This is a genomic window from Devriesea agamarum (assembly GCF_900070355.1).
Classification (GTDB): Bacteria; Actinomycetota; Actinomycetes; order Actinomycetales; family Dermabacteraceae; genus Devriesea; species Devriesea agamarum.
Map to the genome: position 1 here is coordinate 332,590 of NZ_LN849456.1, position 18,168 is coordinate 350,757.

Annotated in this window: 17 protein-coding genes; all 17 read left to right on the forward strand. The window is 61.2% G+C overall.

The window, feature by feature from the left end; all coding sequences use genetic code 11:
• Nucleotides 1-4: 4 nt before the first annotated feature.
• The gene (gene carA / locus BN1724_RS01430) at nt 5-1,258 is read left to right on the forward strand and encodes a glutamine-hydrolyzing carbamoyl-phosphate synthase small subunit (RefSeq protein ID WP_084252657.1); all 1,254 of its coding nucleotides are present in this window, start codon (nt 5-7) and stop codon (nt 1,256-1,258) included.
• Nucleotides 1,258-4,620, forward strand: coding sequence for a carbamoyl-phosphate synthase large subunit (gene carB, locus BN1724_RS01435; protein WP_058233926.1), 3,363 nt, complete (start codon nt 1,258-1,260; stop codon nt 4,618-4,620). The genes carA and carB overlap by 1 nt, the downstream gene beginning before the upstream one ends.
• On the forward strand, nt 4,617-5,495 hold the full coding sequence (gene pyrF / locus BN1724_RS01440) for an orotidine-5'-phosphate decarboxylase (RefSeq protein WP_058233927.1): 879 nt from the start codon (nt 4,617-4,619) through the stop codon (nt 5,493-5,495). The genes carB and pyrF overlap by 4 nt, the downstream gene beginning before the upstream one ends.
• Nucleotides 5,496-5,824: 329 nt before the next feature.
• On the forward strand, nt 5,825-6,151 hold the full coding sequence (gene mihF / locus BN1724_RS01445) for an integration host factor, actinobacterial type (RefSeq protein WP_058233928.1): 327 nt from the start codon (nt 5,825-5,827) through the stop codon (nt 6,149-6,151).
• On the forward strand, nt 6,148-6,756 hold the full coding sequence (gene gmk, locus BN1724_RS01450) for a guanylate kinase (RefSeq protein WP_058233929.1): 609 nt from the start codon (nt 6,148-6,150) through the stop codon (nt 6,754-6,756). Before mihF ends, gmk begins: the two co-directional genes overlap by 4 nt.
• A gap of 186 nt (nt 6,757-6,942) precedes the next feature.
• The gene (gene rpoZ, locus BN1724_RS01455; protein ID WP_058235672.1) at nt 6,943-7,317 is read left to right on the forward strand and encodes a DNA-directed RNA polymerase subunit omega; all 375 of its coding nucleotides are present in this window, start codon (nt 6,943-6,945) and stop codon (nt 7,315-7,317) included.
• A 55-nt stretch (nt 7,318-7,372) separates the two neighbouring features.
• On the forward strand, nt 7,373-8,761 hold the full coding sequence (gene coaBC, locus BN1724_RS01460; RefSeq protein WP_231928119.1) for a bifunctional phosphopantothenoylcysteine decarboxylase/phosphopantothenate--cysteine ligase CoaBC: 1,389 nt from the start codon (nt 7,373-7,375) through the stop codon (nt 8,759-8,761).
• Nucleotides 8,762-8,887: 126 nt separating this feature from the next.
• Entirely contained in the window at nt 8,888-10,105 is a 1,218-nt protein-coding gene (gene metK, locus BN1724_RS01465) for a methionine adenosyltransferase (protein WP_058233930.1), read from the forward strand.
• On the forward strand, nt 10,102-10,533 hold the full coding sequence (hisI, locus tag BN1724_RS01470; RefSeq protein WP_058233931.1) for a phosphoribosyl-AMP cyclohydrolase: 432 nt from the start codon (nt 10,102-10,104) through the stop codon (nt 10,531-10,533). The genes metK and hisI overlap by 4 nt, the downstream gene beginning before the upstream one ends.
• Entirely contained in the window at nt 10,530-12,149 is a 1,620-nt protein-coding gene (locus BN1724_RS01475; RefSeq protein ID WP_058233932.1) for an anthranilate synthase component I, read from the forward strand. Before hisI ends, BN1724_RS01475 begins: the two co-directional genes overlap by 4 nt.
• Nucleotides 12,146-12,745, forward strand: coding sequence for a Trp biosynthesis-associated membrane protein (locus BN1724_RS01480; protein ID WP_058233933.1), 600 nt, complete (start codon nt 12,146-12,148; stop codon nt 12,743-12,745). The genes BN1724_RS01475 and BN1724_RS01480 overlap by 4 nt, the downstream gene beginning before the upstream one ends.
• 89 nt (nt 12,746-12,834) lie before the next feature.
• Complete coding sequence (locus BN1724_RS01485) at nt 12,835-13,068, forward strand: HGxxPAAW family protein (RefSeq protein ID WP_058235674.1); 234 nt, start codon at nt 12,835-12,837, stop codon at nt 13,066-13,068.
• Nucleotides 13,069-13,070: 2 nt separating this feature from the next.
• Nucleotides 13,071-13,583 carry a DUF2752 domain-containing protein gene (locus BN1724_RS01490; RefSeq protein WP_058233934.1) on the forward strand — a complete coding sequence of 171 codons (513 nt, stop codon included), beginning with the start codon at nt 13,071-13,073 and terminating at the stop codon, nt 13,581-13,583.
• A 116-nt stretch (nt 13,584-13,699) separates the two neighbouring features.
• Nucleotides 13,700-14,527 (forward strand): indole-3-glycerol phosphate synthase TrpC, encoded by an 828-nt coding sequence (gene trpC / locus BN1724_RS01495; RefSeq protein ID WP_058233935.1) that lies wholly within the window; start codon nt 13,700-13,702, stop codon nt 14,525-14,527.
• A 101-nt stretch (nt 14,528-14,628) separates the two neighbouring features.
• Nucleotides 14,629-15,987: a tryptophan synthase subunit beta gene (trpB, locus tag BN1724_RS01500; protein WP_058233936.1), complete on the forward strand. Its 1,359-nt coding sequence runs from the start codon at nt 14,629-14,631 to the stop codon at nt 15,985-15,987.
• 44 nt (nt 15,988-16,031) lie between these two features.
• Complete coding sequence (gene trpA / locus BN1724_RS01505) at nt 16,032-16,934, forward strand: tryptophan synthase subunit alpha (RefSeq protein ID WP_084253073.1); 903 nt, start codon at nt 16,032-16,034, stop codon at nt 16,932-16,934.
• On the forward strand, nt 16,931-17,818 hold the full coding sequence (gene lgt / locus BN1724_RS01510) for a prolipoprotein diacylglyceryl transferase (protein WP_058233937.1): 888 nt from the start codon (nt 16,931-16,933) through the stop codon (nt 17,816-17,818). Before trpA ends, lgt begins: the two co-directional genes overlap by 4 nt.
• Nucleotides 17,819-18,168: the final 350 nt, after the last annotated feature.

The window sequence follows — 18,168 nt, forward strand, 5'->3', positions numbered from 1 at the left end:
AACCATGACGTCCTACCCATTCAGCGCGGGGTGCGCATCCGAGTCTGCTGCTGCCAACTCTCATCGTGGCACCTGCGAGGAGCCCGCTCTGCTCATTCTCGAAGACGGCAGCGTGTACGAAGGAGAGGCCTACGGCGCGCGCGGCTACCGACTGGGCGAGGTTGTGTTCACCACCGGCATGACGGGCTACCAGGAAACCCTGACTGACCCCTCATATGCGGGCCAGATCGTGGTGCAAACCACCCCCCATATCGGTAACACCGGTGTGAACTCCACCGACATGGAGTCTCGCCGAGTCTGGGTCGATGGTTATGTGGTGCGCGACCCTGCCCGGCGAGCGTCGAACTGGCGCAGCGAACAAACCCTTGATGACCTCCTGGTTTCCTCGGAAGTCATCGGGATCAGCGGGGTCGATACTCGCGCCATTACTCGCCGTTTGCGTGACCAGGGGTCTATGCGAGGGGGTATCTTTTCCGGTCCAGCTTTGATCGACAGCCGGGTTGAGGATCTTCTTACTCAGGTGCGGTCTGCACCCGCGATGGAAGGGGCCTCCTTCGTTGACCGCGTCACCATCCCTCAGCCGGTGGTGCTCGAACCGGACGGCGAGACCATCGGATCGGTAGCCGCCGTCGACCTCGGGATCAAAGCCTCGACTCCGCGCCACATGCTTGAGCGCGGTCTGCGAGTGCACCTGCTGCCCGCCGATACCACGTTCGAGGATATTCAGGCGCTGGATGTGGACGCGGTGTTCTTCTCCAACGGTCCCGGTGACCCCGCTACCGCCGACCATCAAGTTGAGGTTTTGCGTCAGGTACTCGATGCGGGAATCCCGTATTTCGGGATCTGTTTTGGCAACCAGATCCTCGGGCGCGCGCTCGGATTTGGAACCTACAAACTGCGCTTTGGACACCGAGGTATCAACCAGCCGGTGCGTGATGAAACCACCGGCAAAGTCGAGGTGACAGCCCAAAACCACGGGTTTGCCGTCGACATTCCGCGCGGCGCCCCAACCGTTGCCCCGCACGGCAATGGCAAATACGGACGAGTGGCGGTCTCCCACACCGGACTCAACGACGACGTCGTGGAAGGCATTTTGTGCCTGGATATCCCCGCGTTTTCCGTGCAATACCATCCAGAGGCTGCCGCCGGACCGCATGACGCAGCGCATCTGTTTGACCGGCTCGCCGATCTGGTGCGAGGCCGCCGAGAACACAAAGCTGATATCACCGGGACCGCTACCCTCCAGAAGGAGTCCTGATGCCCCGCCGCACTGATATTTCCTCGGTCCTTGTGATTGGCTCGGGCCCCATCGTGATCGGACAAGCCTGCGAGTTCGACTACTCCGGCACCCAGGCGTGCCGGGTTCTCAAAGAAGAGGGTCTGCGGGTCATCCTGGTGAACTCGAACCCCGCGACCATTATGACCGATCCCGATATTGCCGATGCGACCTATGTCGAACCGATTGACCCCGGCATTTTGCGCTCGATTATCGAGAAGGAACGCCCTGATGCGTTGCTGCCCACCCTAGGAGGCCAGACCGCGCTAAATGCCGCGCTAGCGCTCGAAGAACAGGGCACTCTCGAAGAATTCGGTGTTGAACTCATCGGAGCCTCGATCTTAGCGATTCATAAAGCTGAAGACCGCGAAGCGTTTAAAGAGGTTGTTCAGCGCTGTGGGGCAGAATCAGCCCGTTCCCGCATCTGTCACACGATGGATGAATGCATGGAGGCCGCTGATGACCTCGGATATCCGATGGTTGTTAGGCCCTCTTTCACCATGGGCGGTCTCGGGTCAGGAATAGCGTTCGATGAAAGCGATCTGCGCCGGATTGCGGGCGATGGTCTGCACTATTCCCCGACCAGCGAAGTGCTACTCGAAGAATCCATCCTCGGATGGAAAGAGTTTGAACTGGAACTGATGCGAGATCGCCACGACAACGTGGTGGTTGTCTGCTCGATTGAAAATGTTGACCCGGTTGGTGTGCACACGGGGGACTCCATTACGGTGGCTCCCGCATTAACGCTCACCGACGTGGAACTGCAGAATTTGCGCGATATCGGCATCGCCATTATCCGCGAGGTCGGCGTCGACACCGGAGGATGCAATGTGCAGTTTGCCGTGCATCCTACGACCGGGCGGGTTGTCGTCATCGAAATGAACCCGAGGGTTTCGCGTTCCTCGGCCCTTGCGTCCAAAGCCACCGGGTTCCCGATTGCCAAAATTGCGGCGCGACTCGCTATCGGCTACACCCTCGATGAAATCCGCAATGACATTACTGGCACCACCCCCGCCAGTTTCGAGCCAACTCTCGACTACGTGGTGGTGAAAGTTCCGCGATTCGCATTCGAGAAATTCCCGGCCGCAGACCCGACGCTGACCACGACCATGAAGAGCGTCGGAGAAGCAATGGCTATCGGGCGCAACTTCACCGAAGCACTAGGTAAAGCCCTGCGGGCGCTGGATGTGAAGGATTCGGTGTTCACCTGGAAGGACGACACGCCCGGCCTGGAGGAGGTCGAACGCCTGCTCGAAGAGGTTCGCACGCCGACTGCTGGCCGCATCGTCACGCTACAGAGGATTCTCAGAGCAGCTGCCTGCGGGGAAGCGGAGCGCGAGGACCTGATTGAGCGCCTGTACGAGGCGACCTCCATCGACCGGTGGTTCCTGGATCAGATCTTGCTCGTGGATGAGGTAGCCCATGCGGTTCGGACCGCTGAGGTGTTGACCGCGCCGTTGCTGCGCCGGGCTAAGCGTCACGGCATGTCCGATGCTCAGATCGGGCAGATCCGTTTCCTGCACGAAGATGTGGTGCGGGGGCTGCGCCGGGCTTTGGGGATTAGGCCCGTGTACAAGATGGTGGATACCTGTGCCGCCGAGTTCGAGTCTCACACTCCCTACCACTATTCGACCTACGATTTGACCACCGAGGTGCCGGCGCGCGAGCGGCCAGCCGTCATCATCCTTGGGTCCGGGCCGAACCGGATTGGGCAGGGAATCGAGTTCGACTATTCCTGTGTGCATGCCTCGCTTGCGCTCGCACTGGATGAGGAGCACGGCGGACCGAATTACGAAACCGTCATGGTGAACTGCAACCCTGAAACCGTCTCCACCGACTATGACATTTCAGACCGGCTCTATTTTGAGCCACTCACCTTTGAAGACGTGGTGGAAATCTACGACGCGGAATCTGCTGTGGGGCCGGTCGCAGGAGTGATCGTGCAGCTCGGCGGCCAGACTCCGCTGTCGTTAGCTGCGCGTCTGACCGAGGCAGGTCTACCCATTATCGGCACCCCCGCTGCGGCTATTGACGCTGCCGAAGACCGAGGTGCTTTCGGTGCGGTGCTTAGCCAGGCTGGTCTTCCCGCTCCTCCCTATGGAACTGCGTGGGGCCTTGATGATGCTCTGGAGGTGGCTCGCGGCGTCGGATATCCGGTTCTGGTGCGTCCGAGTTACGTTCTCGGGGGTCGCGGCATGGAGATTGTGTACGACGACGGCCAGCTTCGCGATTACGTGTCGCGGCATCTGCCCGCCTCGGGCCGAGCTGACGCCCCGATTCTGATCGACCGGTTCTTAGATACTGCGATGGAGATCGACGTCGACGCGATTTTTGACGGCGAGGAGTTGTTTGTCGGCGGCATTATGGAACACATTGAGGAAGCGGGTATTCATTCCGGTGACTCCGCGTGTACCTTGCCACCGGTGTCACTGTCTCGGGCCGAACTTGATCGGATTCGCACGTCGACCAAACTCATTGCCCGTGGCGTTGGTGTGCGCGGGCTGATCAATATTCAGTTCGCTCTCGCCCAGGATGTTTTGTACGTGCTGGAAGCTAACCCGCGAGCATCCCGCACGGTGCCGTTCGTTTCCAAGGCCACCGGTGTGCAGCTAGCCAAAGCCGCTGCGCTGGTCATGACCGGGCGCAGCATTGCGGAGCTGCGCGCGGCGGGGATACTCCCGGCCTCGGGTGACAACACCCATCTCCCCATGGACACGCCGATTTCGGTGAAAGAAGCGGTGCTGCCGTTTAAGCGTTTCCGCACGCGCAGCGGGCATAGCGTGGATTCTCTGCTCGGACCGGAAATGAGGTCGACCGGTGAAGTGATGGGCTTGGATCGTACCTTTCCCCGGGCCTTTGCCAAGTCGCAGCTGGCAATCGCCGGTCAGGGCCTACCGTCGGCGGGAACGGTCTTTGTGTCGGTGGCAGACCGGGACAAACGCAATATCGCGCTGCCGGTGAGCCGTATGGTCGACCTCGGATTTACGGTGCTGGCAACCGAAGGCACCGCAGCTGTCCTAGCTCGGTCCGGGATCGACTGCACGGTGGTGCCCAAAGCATCGGATGTCTTGTCCGGGAATGAACAGGCAACGGAGAGCATCATCGATCTGATTGAGCGCGGAGACGTTGCGGCTGTGATTAACACCCCGACCGGCTCTCGTGCTCGTGCCGACGGGTACGCTATCCGGGCGGCGGCAACCAGCGTCGATATCCCGATCATCACGACGTTCCAGGAACTCGCAGCCGCGGTGCAGGCCATTGAATCACTGTCAGCGGGTCCGTTTACCGTGATGAGTTTGCAAGAACATCATGCTCGGCAGAACGCTTTCAGGGAGGCCTCGTGACCCCGCCAGACCAACTTCCCAGCCCCGTAGTGCCATTTGGGCAGAGGTTGCAGGCCGCTGTGGAAGCTAACGGCCCCGTATGCCTGGGGATCGATCCACACGTCAGCACTCTGCAGGCATGGGGTTACGAAGACACCCCAGCGGCCTTGGAGGTGTTTTCTCGGCGTTTACTTGCGGCTGCGGATGGTTTGGCGGCCGCCATTAAACCCCAGTCCGCGTTCTTTGAGCGCCACGGTTCGCACGGTATAGCGGTGCTGGAGGAATTGCTGGCGGAAGCGCGGGCACGCCGGATCCTCACGATCTTGGACGTTAAGCGCGGTGATATCGGATCCACTATGTCGGCGTACGCCGAAGCGTATCTACGGCCAGGCTCACCCCTGGAAGCGGACGCCATGACCGTCAGTCCCTACCTTGGACCGGGCAGTCTCTCCCCGTGCCTTTCGTACATAGCCAACCACGGAAAAGGCATCTTTGCGCTGGCATTGACCTCTAACCCAGATGGTCCTACTGTCCAACACGCCACCGACGCTCACGGTCGCTCAGTTGCGGGCACGGTGATTGATTTCGCCGCCCGCGTTAATCGCGACCACGGTATGCCAGAAGGTAGCTGGGGGAGTGTAGGCGTGGTCGTGGGCGCGACGGTGGATGATGCGCTCTCGCATCTCGGCTTGGATCTGGCGGCAATGGGCGGTGCGGTGCTTGCACCGGGGTTCGGTGCCCAGGGCGCGCGGCTTGAGGATCGGGAAGCAGTCTTTGGAAACGCCTCGTCCCGGGTGTTGATTTCGGTGTCGCGGGCGGTGGCTGCGGTAGGGCCCGACCCGGCTGCTTTGCGGGCTGCCTGCGCGCAGTGGTCAGGGCGCGAACAGGCGAGTTGATGTCGCCATCTGAACGGCGCTCGTGAGGGATGCAGACGGCGCACCGCCTAGCCGGCGGGCCGTATTCGCCGCGATATATCCCTAGAAATGGGAGGAGTTGGCGTCCGATCGGGGCAAGTTTGCCGGCGCTGTGGCACATTCCATGTGTTTTGTTTGCTTCATGTCATGGGATGTTTCGGTTCGGCACGCCATCTGACCGGCCCTGTTGATTGATTCCGCTGGTCGTGGCGCATAGGATGCCGCATGAGCGACGTCGGTTGTTGGCGTCCTTTGTATAAAGGCACTGTTCTGCCACAGCGGAACATCAACCAGAACATGAGGTACAACGAGTGGCACTCCCTTCTCTCTCAGACGAACAGCGCGCCGCTGCTCTCAAAAAGGCCGCCGAGGCCCGTCGTGAGCGCGCCGCCATCAAGGCTCGCCTCAAGGACTCCACCGGACGTCGTGGCGATGAGATCAGCAAGGTCCTTAAAGAAGCTGAAGAAAACGAAACCATCGGCAAGCTGAAGGTTTCCGCCCTGCTCGAGGCTCTTCCGGGTGTCGGCAAGGTTAAGGCTCAGCAGATTATGGAAGAGATCGGGATCTCCCCGTCTCGTCGTCTGCGCGGTCTCGGCTCCCATCAGGCCGAGAAGCTCGTCGAGCACTTCTCCGAGTGAGTGCGGACGGCTCGGATTCCGCTGCGACGGGATTCGTGCGCGCCGCGCTGACCGTTCTTGCGGGGCCGACGGCGGTTGGAAAGGGTACAGTGTCCGCTGCTGTCCGCCGTCGGTACCCAGAGATCTATCTATCCGTATCGGCCACGACCAGGCCGCCGCGTCCGGGTGAGATCGACGGAGTCCACTATCACTTCGTGGACGACGCCGAGTTCACCCGGATGGTTGAGGCAGGCGACATGCTCGAATGGGCGGTCGTACATGGCCGACATCGTTACGGAACCCCCCGCACCCCCGTTCTCGAGGCGGTTGGCCAAGGGCACCCCGTGCTGTTGGAAATTGATCTCGCCGGTGCGCGTCAGGTTCGTGAGTCAATGCCGCAGGCCCGGTTCGTCTTTTTGGCGCCCCCGGATTGGGAGACTTTGGTTGAGCGCCTAGTCGGTCGGGGCACTGAAAACGAGGATGAGCGTGCGCGCCGCTTGGAAACCGCCAAAGTGGAGCTGGCAGCTGAATCCGAATTCGATGTGACCATTGTGAATGACGATGTTGACCGGGCGGCGGATGAGCTTGCCAGCACCATGGGAGTTCGCAGCGCACCGCAGGTTTGAGCGCCCACAAAAATCGCCTGGGACGCTGTGTGCGGGCTCAGGTCACAGTGCGCATGAGCTGAGAGGCTCGTCAGTTCCTGTGCTCATGTCGTATCCTGAAGTGTCACCCCTGTCAGGTGAAGTGCGTCGGTGTATCGCCGCGTGCGCTCACCGGCCGTAAAATCCTCCAACCGGAAAGGCTCCCGCGTGTCCGGAACCGTTGCCCAGCCCGAAGGCATCACTAACCCCCCGATCGACCGTCTCCTAGAGACCGTCGATTCCAAGTATGGCCTCGTGCTCTACTCGGCTAAGCGCGCCCGTCAGATCAATGCGTACTACTCGCAGCTATCTGAAGGTCTCCTGGAATACGTCGGACCGCTCGTCGAAACTGAATCGCAGGAAAAGCCGTTGTCGATTGCGCTGCGCGAGATCGACGAAGGAATGCTGACCGTTCGTTCAGTCGATGAGCTTCCCGAAGCTGAACCGGCCTCGGACAAGCCGTCAGCACCCGCGGGTCTCAGCCTCTCCGGGACCGGCGCTGACGATGAAACCGATGCGGGTTTGAATCTGCCGCCCCTGTGAACCTGTTGCCGCTGCAGTGCGTGAGCACAGCGGCGGCACAGCGACAATAGTGGCTATGGCGATTCAGCAGAGCGAGATACCGATGTCGGACACAGTCCCCGGCAACCACCCCTTAGCGGGAAAGCGCATCGTGGTCGGTATTTGCGCAGGCATCGCCGCGTATAAGGCCGCGCACATCGTGCGCGGCCTTCGTGCTGCCGGTGCTGATGTTCGCGTGATCGTGACGAAAGCCAGCCTTGAGTTCATCGGCAAAGCCACCTGGGAAGCCCTCAGTGGGCATCCGGTTCTGACCGATGTCTTTGAGCATGTGGACGAGGTCGCGCACGTGCGCATTGGCCAGGAAAGCGATGCCGTGCTGGTGGTTCCGGCGACCGCGGATCTGCTGGCGCGGGCTCGTGCGGGTCGTGCCGATGACCTGCTGACGGCAACCCTTCTCATGGCGCACGGCCCCGTGGTGATGGCCCCGGCGATGCATACCGAGATGTGGGAGCACCCAGCTACCGTCGAGAATGTCGAGGTGTTGCGTCGGCGCGGCGTGGTGGTGGCAGAACCAGCGGTGGGCCGTCTGACGGGCCCCGACTCCGGCCCGGGTCGTCTGCCAGAACCCGAGACCGTGCTGGATTTGTTGACGGCGGTGATTGCGCGCGGTGGTCGCGGGCACGACTTGGCAGGCCGCAGGGTGTTGATCACGGCTGGGGGAACGCGAGAACATCTCGACCCGGTTCGGTATCTAACCAATCATTCGTCGGGTAAACAGGGGTGGGCGATAGCGAATGCTGCAGCATCGCGTGGCGCAGAGGTCACGCTGATTGCGGCAAACGTTGCGATGCCAGCGCCGTGTGGGGTGCGGGTTAAACCGGTGGGTAGCGCTGATGAGCTCGCGCAGGCCGTGCGCGCTGAACGATCTCGCACCGATGTTCTCGTGATGGCCGCAGCTGTCGCCGATTACGCTCCGGTGAATCCTGCCGGTCACAAACTCAAAAAAATGACAGACGCAGGTGCTGCCGGCGCTCATGAAGGTGCCATATCTGCTGGTGAGGCTGACTCATTTCGGGTGTCGATGACACTTTCCCTGCGAGAGACCACGGATGTTCTGCATGAATCCGTGACCGATCGCAACCACAGACGCGATGGGCGCATGGGGGCCGACGTGGGCGTTGGAGCCGAGGAGATTCTCCCTCATGTGATTATCGGTTTTGCCGCTGAAACCGGTGATGAGGGGCAGGATGCGCTAACCCATGCGCGGCAGAAAGCGCGCCGCAAGGGCGCTGATCTGCTCGCAGCCAATGATGTGAGCAGGGGCGTATTTGGAAGTGAAACCAATGTGGTCACCGTGCTTGATGCGTCCGGACGCACCTTAGCTGAGTGCGCGGGTTCCAAAGTCGAGGTGGCTCATGCCTTACTGGACCACACGGTCAGTCTGCTGCCGCCTGCCCAGGCGTAGCCGTGTATCGCGGCACACGCGGTGCGTACATGCGACCCGGTCGGCCTGTTTGTGGTGCACATCGCCTTACGGAATATGAGATGAGCGTCTCTGATATCAACCCGGGCGGTCTACTACCCTGAAGGTATGACCTCGCTCGATACTCTGCGCCTTTTTACCTCCGAATCAGTGACGGAGGGGCATCCGGATAAAGTGTGCGACCAGATTTCGGACGCAATTCTCGATGATCTGATTGCCCAGTCCCCAGCTTCTCGAGTGGCTGTTGAAACCTTGGTGACCACGGGACTCGTCCATGTTGCGGGTGAAGTGCGCACGGACGGCTACTCCGATATCAACAAAATTGTGCGCAAGGTCATCGGCGACATTGGCTATGACTCTTCGGAGAAAGGCTTCGATGCGGATTCCTGCGGCATCGAAGTGTCTATCGGCTCCCAGTCGGAAGACATCGCCGCTGGAGTCGATAACTCCCTAGAGAGCCGCGACAGCGGGAGCGGTGCCGCCGAGCGTTTTGAAGGCCAGGGCGCGGGGGACCAGGGTTTGATGTTTGGTTTTGCCTGCACTGACACTCCTGAACTGATGCCTTTACCCATTCATGCAGCTCACCGGCTTGCCAAGAACTTGTCCGAGGCTCGGCGCAACGGTGTGCTGCCTTACCTGCGGCCCGATGGTAAGACTCAGGTCACAATCGGCTACGACGATGACGGGGTGGCGCGCAGCGTCGAAACAATTGTGGTGTCCTCCCAACACGCCCCCGAGGTGAACTTGGACGAGCAATTGGCTCCCGGTGTGCGCAAGGTCGTGGTTGCTCCGGTGCTGGAGGAGCTTGCCGCGTTAGGCCTGGAGACCTCGAATGTCACCCTGCATGTAAATCCGACCGGTCGTTTCGTGATCGGAGGTCCGAAGGGGGATGCGGGTTTGACGGGACGCAAGATCATTGTCGACACCTACGGCGGGTTTGCTCGCCACGGCGGTGGGGCGTTTTCCGGGAAGGATCCCTCGAAGGTGGACCGTTCGGCGGCGTATGCGATGCGCTGGGTCGCCAAGAACATCGTGGCCGCGGGCCTGGCCACCAAGTGCGAAGTACAGGTGGCGTACGCCATTGGACGAGCCCGTCCGGTGGGGCTGTACGTGGAAACCTTTGGCACCGGGACCTACCCGGAGCACAGGCTGGTCCAGGCGATTAACAAAGTGTTCGATCTTCGTCCCGAGGCGATTATTGATCGTCTGGAACTGCTGCGGCCGATCTACCGTCGCACGGCTACGTTTGGTCATTTCGGCCGGGAAGAAGCTGACTTCACCTGGGAGCGAACGGATCGAGTCGATGACCTGCTCGGGGCGCTATGACGACACTCGACCAAGACCCGATCAGGAAGCGTCAGGAAAGCACTCTCGACCCGGAGATCGCTGAGCGCCTTAAGCGCGATCAGCACGGACTCATCTGCGCCGTCGTCCAGGACTACGACAGTCGGGAAGTGCTGATGGTGGCCTGGATGGATGATGAGGCCTTGGCGCGTACCTTGGCAGAGGGCCGCATCACCTTCTGGTCGCGCTCCAGGCAAGAGTACTGGCGCAAAGGCGACAGCTCGGGCCATCGGCAGTACCTGCGGCGTCTGCGGTTAGATTGCGACGGAGATGCGCTACTCATTGAAGTTGATCAGGTCGGTTCCGCATGCCATACCGGAACTCAAAGCTGTTTCGATGATCGGCTACTGGCCCAATGCGACAGGAATGAGGACGTGACCCGAGCGGCGAGAACGGACAACGCACAATGAACCAGGCGTACTCAGAAACGGTGACCGCTCCCGAGGATATTCCGCTCGGACAGGTCTGGCCGAACCGGGAGGGTTTTAGACGGCGGGCGGCGACCCAGCGAGTGGTGCCGGTTTTAGTGCGCTATCTCGCCGACGAAGACACCCCAATCAGTTTGTTTCGCAAACTCACGGCACAGGGTGAGGATCCAGCGGGGCCACGCGGTACCTTTTTGCTGGAATCCGCTGGCGACAGCGAAAAGGGACGCTGGTCGATCATCGGGGCGCGGGCGCGGGCCGTGCTCACAGAAAAAGACGGATGCGCTCATTGGATTGGGGATGTTCCGACCGGTGTGCCCACCGAGGGCGATCCGCTGGAAGCTCTGCGCTTGACTGCTGAGGCGTTCCACAGCGCCCGCGAGGTGGGTTTGCCCCCGTTTACTGGAGGCTTGGTCGGCTATCTCGGCTACGACATCGTGCGGCGATTTGAAAAGCTTGGCCCGGCAGGACCCGATGAGATCGGCCTTCCCGACCTGTGCCTGGTTCTCTCGCAGGATCTAGCTATTTACGACCACCGCGACGCGACGGTGGTCCTGGTAGCTAACGCCTTGAACCTCAATGGGACGGACGATGGGGCCGATGCCGCTTACGACGACGCTGTGGCGCGCCTGCGAGCCATGACCGATGCGGTGCGCACACCGGTAGCCTCACGCCTTGCCACCTACACCTCGGTCACAGACGCTCAACCGCGTACGCGCACCTCGCGGGAAGACTATGAGCGATCCGTTCAGGACGCCATCAAAGACATTGTCGACGGGGAAATTTTTCAGGTCGTTCCATCACAGCGGTTCACTCTCGACTCTGACGCCGACGCCCTGGATATTTACCGGGTGCTGCGTCGCATGAACCCCAGCCCCTACATGTATCTTCTGCGCCTGGTAGATGCTGAAGGCCGCCCACTAGATGTGGTGGGAGCAAGTCCGGAATCGCTGGTCACCGTGCGGGCGGGCACAGCGACTACCCATCCGATCGCGGGATCTCGGCCTCGTGGGCGCGATGATGCCGAGGACCGTGCGCATGCGAAGAATTTGGTGGACGATCCCAAAGAACGGTCAGAACACCTGATGCTGGTGGATCTAGCCCGCAACGACCTGCAAAAGTTTTGCCGCCCAGGATCGGTCACCGTTCACGACTTCATGCATATTGAACGCTATTCACACATCATGCACCTGGTCTCGACGGTCACCGGCGAGATGGAGGACGATGCCACAGCGTTCGACGCGTTGCGTGCCACATTCCCCGCCGGAACCTTATCGGGTGCCCCCAAGCCCCGGGCGATGCAGATTATCGACCGTCTGGAACCGGTGGCCCGAGGACTGTACGGGGGAACCGTCGGTTATATCGACTTCGCGGGTGATATGGATATGGCGATTGCTATCCGGACCGCGGTCATCGCGGACGGTTCGGCCCATGTTCAGGCCGGGGGCGGAGTGGTGGCAGACTCCAGCCCCACCATGGAATATCGCGAGTCCGTGTCCAAAGCCGCAGCGGCGTTGCGAGCGGTGGTATCGGCCAGCACCATGCATCCGGTCACTGGGTTACCGGATCAGGATGGTGACCAAGCGGCGGGCCCGCAATGAATTCCGCACTACCCGCAGATGCGACGGGCCGAGGTGGGTGGTTCACCAGGAAACGAGCGGTATGGTCCGGGGTGTTGCTCGCCGGCATCCTGTTCGGGATCAGCCAGCTGACCTGGGTGTCGGCACAGATCCCGGCGATGGCTGCCACTCCTGCCCGGGCGCTTGAGATCACCGGCGCTGAAGCTGCCCCCGCTCTGACCGCTTTATCGGCGGTTGCGGTGACCTCGGCGATTGCGACTGCGTTGACCTCGCGATGGGCCCGGTGGCTGACTGGTCCGGTGCTCATGATCAGCGGCATCCTCGCCTGCATGACAACACTCACCGTGCTGACCAATCCGGGAGATGCCGCCGCGACCAGCCTCGCCTCAGAAACCGGGCTGTTCGGACTCAGCGCTCCTGCACATGCCATGGCGGCGGCCTGGAGTGCGCTTGCCCCCTCCCTCGTCCTGGCGTTGCTCGGGCTCGGAGTGCTGGTGCTCGGCCGACACTGGAAAACCACCGCCCGGTATCGTTCATCACCGGAACAGGCCGATGTGCTGGATGACCCCGCTGCCACCTGGGATGCGCAAACCCGAGGTGATGACCCGACTGCATGAGAACCTGCCAGTTCGACCAGATGAACGTGGCACAATGGAATAAAGATTCACCTGCTCTGTCCGTTACCCGTTGCGATCCGGAGAAATCGATGACGAAGACCTACATCGTGCCGCCAGCCCCGCCCGCCAACCACGGAAAAACCGTGGCGGCTTGGGTCATGTTTGTCGGTATTGCCGCCGGAGCAATCGTGGTGGCGGTCGGTATTGCATCTGCCCAGCATGTTGTGTCGCTGGTGGGAGTTATCGTTTTGGCGGTCACTCTTCTGCTGAGCTTTGTGCTGCGTCTGGCTGGTTTCGGTCAAAAGCGCCGGCAGGCGGCCTGAACGTGCCGGCGGAGACATTAGCTCCGCAGCAACAGCTCTCCCAGACCGACCCGATATGTCACGCGGAACACACGCGTCGGCACCGGGCTCTTGAACGGCCTCTGCTGGGGCGGTTAGTGGAACCGATCGGTCTCGCCGCCGCCGGGGTCGGATCATATGTTCTGCTGCACGCGGTTTTTGATCCGTTCACCCAGGACATTCCCCTGTGCCCCGTGTATCGCCTCACGGGAATACTGTGCCCCGGCTGTGGAATGACCAGAGCCGCATATGCGCTGGCATCGGGCGATATCGGTTTAGCGGTGCGCAATAACGCGGTGCTCGTGCTCGCGTTGCCGGTGCTTGCCTGGATGTGGATTCGGTGGGTTCGCGCCCGAGTTCAGAGACGGCCAGTGAACATCCGGATCCAGCCGCGCTGGGTATATTTAACCCTGGTCGTGGTCTTCCTCTATACGATCGCCAGAAATCTTCCCTGGCTATATCCGATTATCGGCCCAACATCGCTAATCGGGGCATAGACAAGGCATCCATCACGGCATTAAAGCGCGTATTCACCGCGAATTCACGACAGCATTCACCGCGGGACTATGCCATCGCCTCAGTCCCTTCGGACTAGATCACGAGCGGAGTCACTATGAGTGTCCTCGACGACATCATTTGCGGTGTGCGCGACGATCTATCAGAGCGTCAGCGCCACGCGCCCATGCCGGTGATTCAGGCAGAAGCCGTCGCGGCACCACCCCCTGTGGATGTTCTGGGCCTTTTGGCGACGGACAACCTCGCCGTGATCGCCGAAGTGAAACGCGCAAGCCCATCGAAAGGAAAACTGGCAGGAATACCGGATCCAGCCTCCCTGGCAGCCGAATACGAAGCGGGGGGAGCAGCCGCAATCAGTGTTCTGACCGAGCAGCGGCGGTTCAATGGCAGCCTGGCTGACCTCGACGCGGTCCGGTCCCGGGTGAAAACCCCAATTTTGCGCAAGGACTTCATCGTCGATGAATATCAGGTCTTTGAAGCCCGAGCACACGGAGCAGATCTCGTGCTGCTGATCGTCGCGGCCCTCGATCACCGACAGCTGCACGACCTGTATCAGCAGATCACAGGGCTTGGAATGCGGGCCTTAGTCGAAACCCACGACGAGACGGAACTAGAACGAGCACTCGACCTGGGAGCCTTGATCATCGGCGTCAACGCCCGGGACCTCACCACACTCGAGGTCGACCCGGCCCGGGCCTGCGAGGTCATCGCCAACGTTCCCACTGATCGAATCGCCATTGGGGAATCCGGTGTCGCGGGCCTCGATGACGCTAAGCGATACGCATACGCCGGGGCAGACGCCATTTTGGTGGGCGAGGCCTTAGTGACCGGCGGAGATCCCCGCGATATGGTCACCCAATTTACGGCATTGCGCAGTCATGGCCGGAACCGAGGAACGGACCGAAGCCTCATCCCGACGGTATAACAAGGCACAATGACACGGGCCATATGAACCACACCAACACCCCAATAAAACGGAGCGGACCTGATCGGTCTGGATATGACCGGCTCGGAGAAGGAGACGCGATGAGATCGCAGCGCACGAGCGAATGTCAGGACGAGAAACACAGCGCCACGCCGTCCAAGCGCGACGAACGAGGACCCTACTTCGGGACATTTGGCGGTCGCTTCCTGCCAGAGGCTTTAGTCCCCGCGCTCGATGAGCTCCAGGAAGTATTCGATAAGGCGATGGTGGACCCCGAATTCACCGAAGAATTCACCGCACTGCTCACCCGTTACGCCGGGCGGCCATCCCTGCTAACCGAAGCCCGACGATTCTCCCGGCACGCGGGAGGCGCCAGAATCCTGCTCAAACGCGAGGATCTCAACCACACCGGCAGCCACAAAATTAATAATGTCCTCGGACAGGCGCTGCTCACCCGGCGTATGGGTAAAACGAGGGTCATTGCCGAGACCGGAGCCGGCCAGCACGGCGTCGCCACCGCGACAGCCGCTGCGCTCATGGGGCTCGAATGCCGTATCTACATGGGGCAAGAGGACACCGAACGCCAATCCCTCAACGTTGCCCGGATGCGGTTACTCGGCGCCGAAGTGGTTCCGGTGACCAATGGATCCAGAACCCTGAAAGACGCAATTAATGAAGCGTTCCGCGACTGGGTGACGAACGTGGACAACACCCACTATCTGCTCGGGACCGTCGCTGGCCCGCACCCATTCCCAGTGATCGTACGAGACTTCCACCGCGTAATCGGCGATGAGGCACGCGCCCAAGTGCAGGAACTCACCGGTTCACTACCGGATGCGGTGATCGCTTGCGTGGGTGGAGGATCCAATGCCATGGGAATCTTCCACGCCTTCCTCGATGATCCCGGAGTGCGCTTGATCGGCTGCGAAGCTGGCGGTGACGGCGTGGACACTGGGCGTCACAGCGCCACCATTGTCGGCGGACGCCCCGGGGTACTGCACGGTTCGCGCACCTTCGTGATGCAAGACGAAGACGGCCAAACCATTGAATCGCATTCGGTGTCGGCCGGATTGGATTACCCGAGCGTCGGCCCGGAGCATGCATGGTTGGCCGAGACCGGGCGGGCCGAATATCGCGCGGTGACCGACACAGCAGCGATGGAAGCATTCGCCCTGCTCGCACGCACCGAAGGCATCCTCCCGGCGATTGAATCGTCCCACGCGCTCGCAGGGGCGATCGACCTGGGTCGCGAACTCGGCCCTAAGGCAACGATCGTGGTCAATCTGTCCGGGCGGGGCGATAAAGATGTCGACGTCGCCTCCCGTTGGTTTGGGTTGGTGCCTGACTCGACGAGCGCACCCCGCGATGATTTAGATCGGATCGCCGAGGTAGTTCGGCGTGCCGATGCACAGACTGAGGGCAGGTCCTCGGTTGCCGATGGAACGGAGAATGACCGGTGAACGAGGTGAGGACTGCTGGGGAGGTGCTGGCCCGCCTCCGTGGTATGCATGGTACGGATCCGCGGTTAAGTGCTGTAGATGCTGCCGTCACCGATAGGGCCGCGCTGATCGGCTATCTTCCGGTGGGATTTCCGACCGTCGAGCAGTCGGTGGCTGCCGCGCGGACTCTCATTGACTCCGGGGTCGACATTCTCGAACTCGGCTTGCCGTACTCAGATCCAGTGATGGATGGCGAGGTCATTCAGCAGGCCGCCTCGGCTGCCCTAGCCGGAGGCACCCGCACCCGGCACGTGCTACAGGCCGTAGAACAACTGGCGGGACACGGTGCAGCTGTGCTGGTGATGAGCTACTGGAACCCGATCCTCGCCCGAGGCGTGGCAACCTTTGCTCGCGACTTGGCATCAGCCGGTGGGGCTGGTCTGATTACCCCCGACCTTTTACCAGAAGAAGCGAGCGAATGGATCGCCGCCTCAGATGCCGAAGGTTTGGACCGAGTGTTTCTGGTGGCTCCGAACTCCTCGGGTGAACGGCTCGTTCACGTGTCCGAGCATTGCCGAGGGTTTGTCTACGCGGCCTCCACCATGGGAGTGACCGGCGCTCGCCAAGATGTCGGTAGCCAGGCTGAAGACCTAGTGCGGCGTACTCGTGCCGCGGGCGCAGACGCGGTGTGCGTGGGACTAGGTGTCTCGTCCGGAGAACAGGCAGCGCAGATCGCGCGATATGCCGACGGCGTGATCGTGGGTTCGGCCTTTGTCCGCTGCCTCCTCGAAGAGTCGGATCCGGCGGCGGGGCGGACACGCCTGGCCGCACTCGCGCGAGATATCCGCGCGGGAATTGATAGCGCGGGACCAGTGGACCGGACACCCGCCACGACCCTCGCACTGGGTGGGCAGTCTAAGGCCCCCGAACCGTCGTCGCTCACCGCATCCGAAGGGACACATGGATGAACACCTTAGGCCCCGAACTCCTTCTCGCCGCCATTCCCAGTCCCGAACAGAACGTCCTGGTTTATTTGGGGCCGGTTCCGGTGCATTTTTATGCCCTGTGCATTCTGGCGGGGATTGGGGTGGCCACCTGGTGGGCTACTCGACGCTGGAAGCGGCACGGCGGCGATCCGGACACGCTGTTCGACATTGTGATGGTCGCCATTTTCGCAGGCATTATCGGGGCCCGTATTTACCATGTGCTCTCATCACCGGACGCCTACTTCGGGCCGAATGGCCACCTGATCGACGTTTTTATGATTTGGAACGGCGGGCTCGGGATCTGGGGGGCGGTTGCGCTCGGTGGTCTCGCTGCCTGGTTCATGGCACGTCGCAAACGGGTTCGGTTCGGTGTTCTCGCCGACTGTATTGCCCCGACCTTGCTGGTAGGGCAGGCAATCGGTCGGCTGGGGAACTGGTTTAACCAGGAACTGTATGGCGGTCCAACCACGCTCCCGTGGGCGTTGCACATCACCTGCCGCGATGGGCAAATTCCCGGCTGCGTGCCCGGTTACTACCACCCAACTTTTCTGTACGAGATGATCTGGAACCTGCTCGGGGCTGTGCTCTTAGTGCTTGTGGAACGCCGATTCCGTTTAGGTGGGGGACGTGTGTTCTGGCTGTACGTGATGGTCTACACCGCAGGCCGAAGCTGGATTGAGGCGATGCGGATTGACCCGGCGGAGCTCATCTTTGGGATCCGTTTGAATGTGTGGACCTCCCTCTTGCTCTTCCTCGTCGGCCTGATCATGTTTTTGGTGCTCACCAAACGCGCCCAGACGCACAAGGAAAACCCTGAGGCGCATCTGGATCCGATCCCGGTGCCTGCGCCTGTGGCCCAAAAATAGTGGCGGAACCCGCGCGACCATCTAGCCTGCGGGGAATAAATCCGTGGGAACCGCGTTTAGATTGCTGTACCTACTCCGGACCATGCCTGGATATCCATGCCCATCCATATGATGGACATGTCCGGATCATGCTTCGGGACGCGCGGCTACAATAAAACCTAGGCCTGCCGCGATCACCAGCAGACCAACATTGCATGGCCCCGTGAACGCATTGGCAAGATGCCCAATCGGCATCATCTCTTAGCTAAGGCCCAGCGTACGGAGCGCTCGCGCTAATGGAGACCCCGTCACGCGCGCGGCTCGGTATCGCCCGCAGCTCACACGAATCGGACCAGCGTCGACCGTCCTTT

Bases quoted from the DNA above. Each gene is read 5' to 3' on its own strand.
- metK (WP_058233930.1), top strand. From the start codon at position 8,888: ATGACCTCGCTCGATACTCTGCGCCTTTTTACCTCCGAATCAGTGACG.
- lgt (WP_058233937.1), top strand. From the start codon at position 16,931: ATGAACACCTTAGGCCCCGAACTCCTTCTCGCCGCCATTCCCAGTCCC.
- carB (WP_058233926.1), top strand. From the start codon at position 1,258: ATGCCCCGCCGCACTGATATTTCCTCGGTCCTTGTGATTGGCTCGGGC.
- BN1724_RS01480 (WP_058233933.1), top strand. From the start codon at position 12,146: ATGAATTCCGCACTACCCGCAGATGCGACGGGCCGAGGTGGGTGGTTC.
- carA (WP_084252657.1), top strand. From the start codon at position 5: ATGACGTCCTACCCATTCAGCGCGGGGTGCGCATCCGAGTCTGCTGCT.
- trpC (WP_058233935.1), top strand. From the start codon at position 13,700: ATGAGTGTCCTCGACGACATCATTTGCGGTGTGCGCGACGATCTATCA.
- BN1724_RS01475 (WP_058233932.1), top strand. From the start codon at position 10,530: ATGAACCAGGCGTACTCAGAAACGGTGACCGCTCCCGAGGATATTCCG.
- trpB (WP_058233936.1), top strand. From the start codon at position 14,629: ATGAGATCGCAGCGCACGAGCGAATGTCAGGACGAGAAACACAGCGCC.
- hisI (WP_058233931.1), top strand. From the start codon at position 10,102: ATGACGACACTCGACCAAGACCCGATCAGGAAGCGTCAGGAAAGCACT.
- BN1724_RS01485 (WP_058235674.1), top strand. From the start codon at position 12,835: ATGACGAAGACCTACATCGTGCCGCCAGCCCCGCCCGCCAACCACGGA.
- coaBC (WP_231928119.1), top strand. From the start codon at position 7,373: ATGGCGATTCAGCAGAGCGAGATACCGATGTCGGACACAGTCCCCGGC.
- trpA (WP_084253073.1), top strand. From the start codon at position 16,032: ATGCATGGTACGGATCCGCGGTTAAGTGCTGTAGATGCTGCCGTCACC.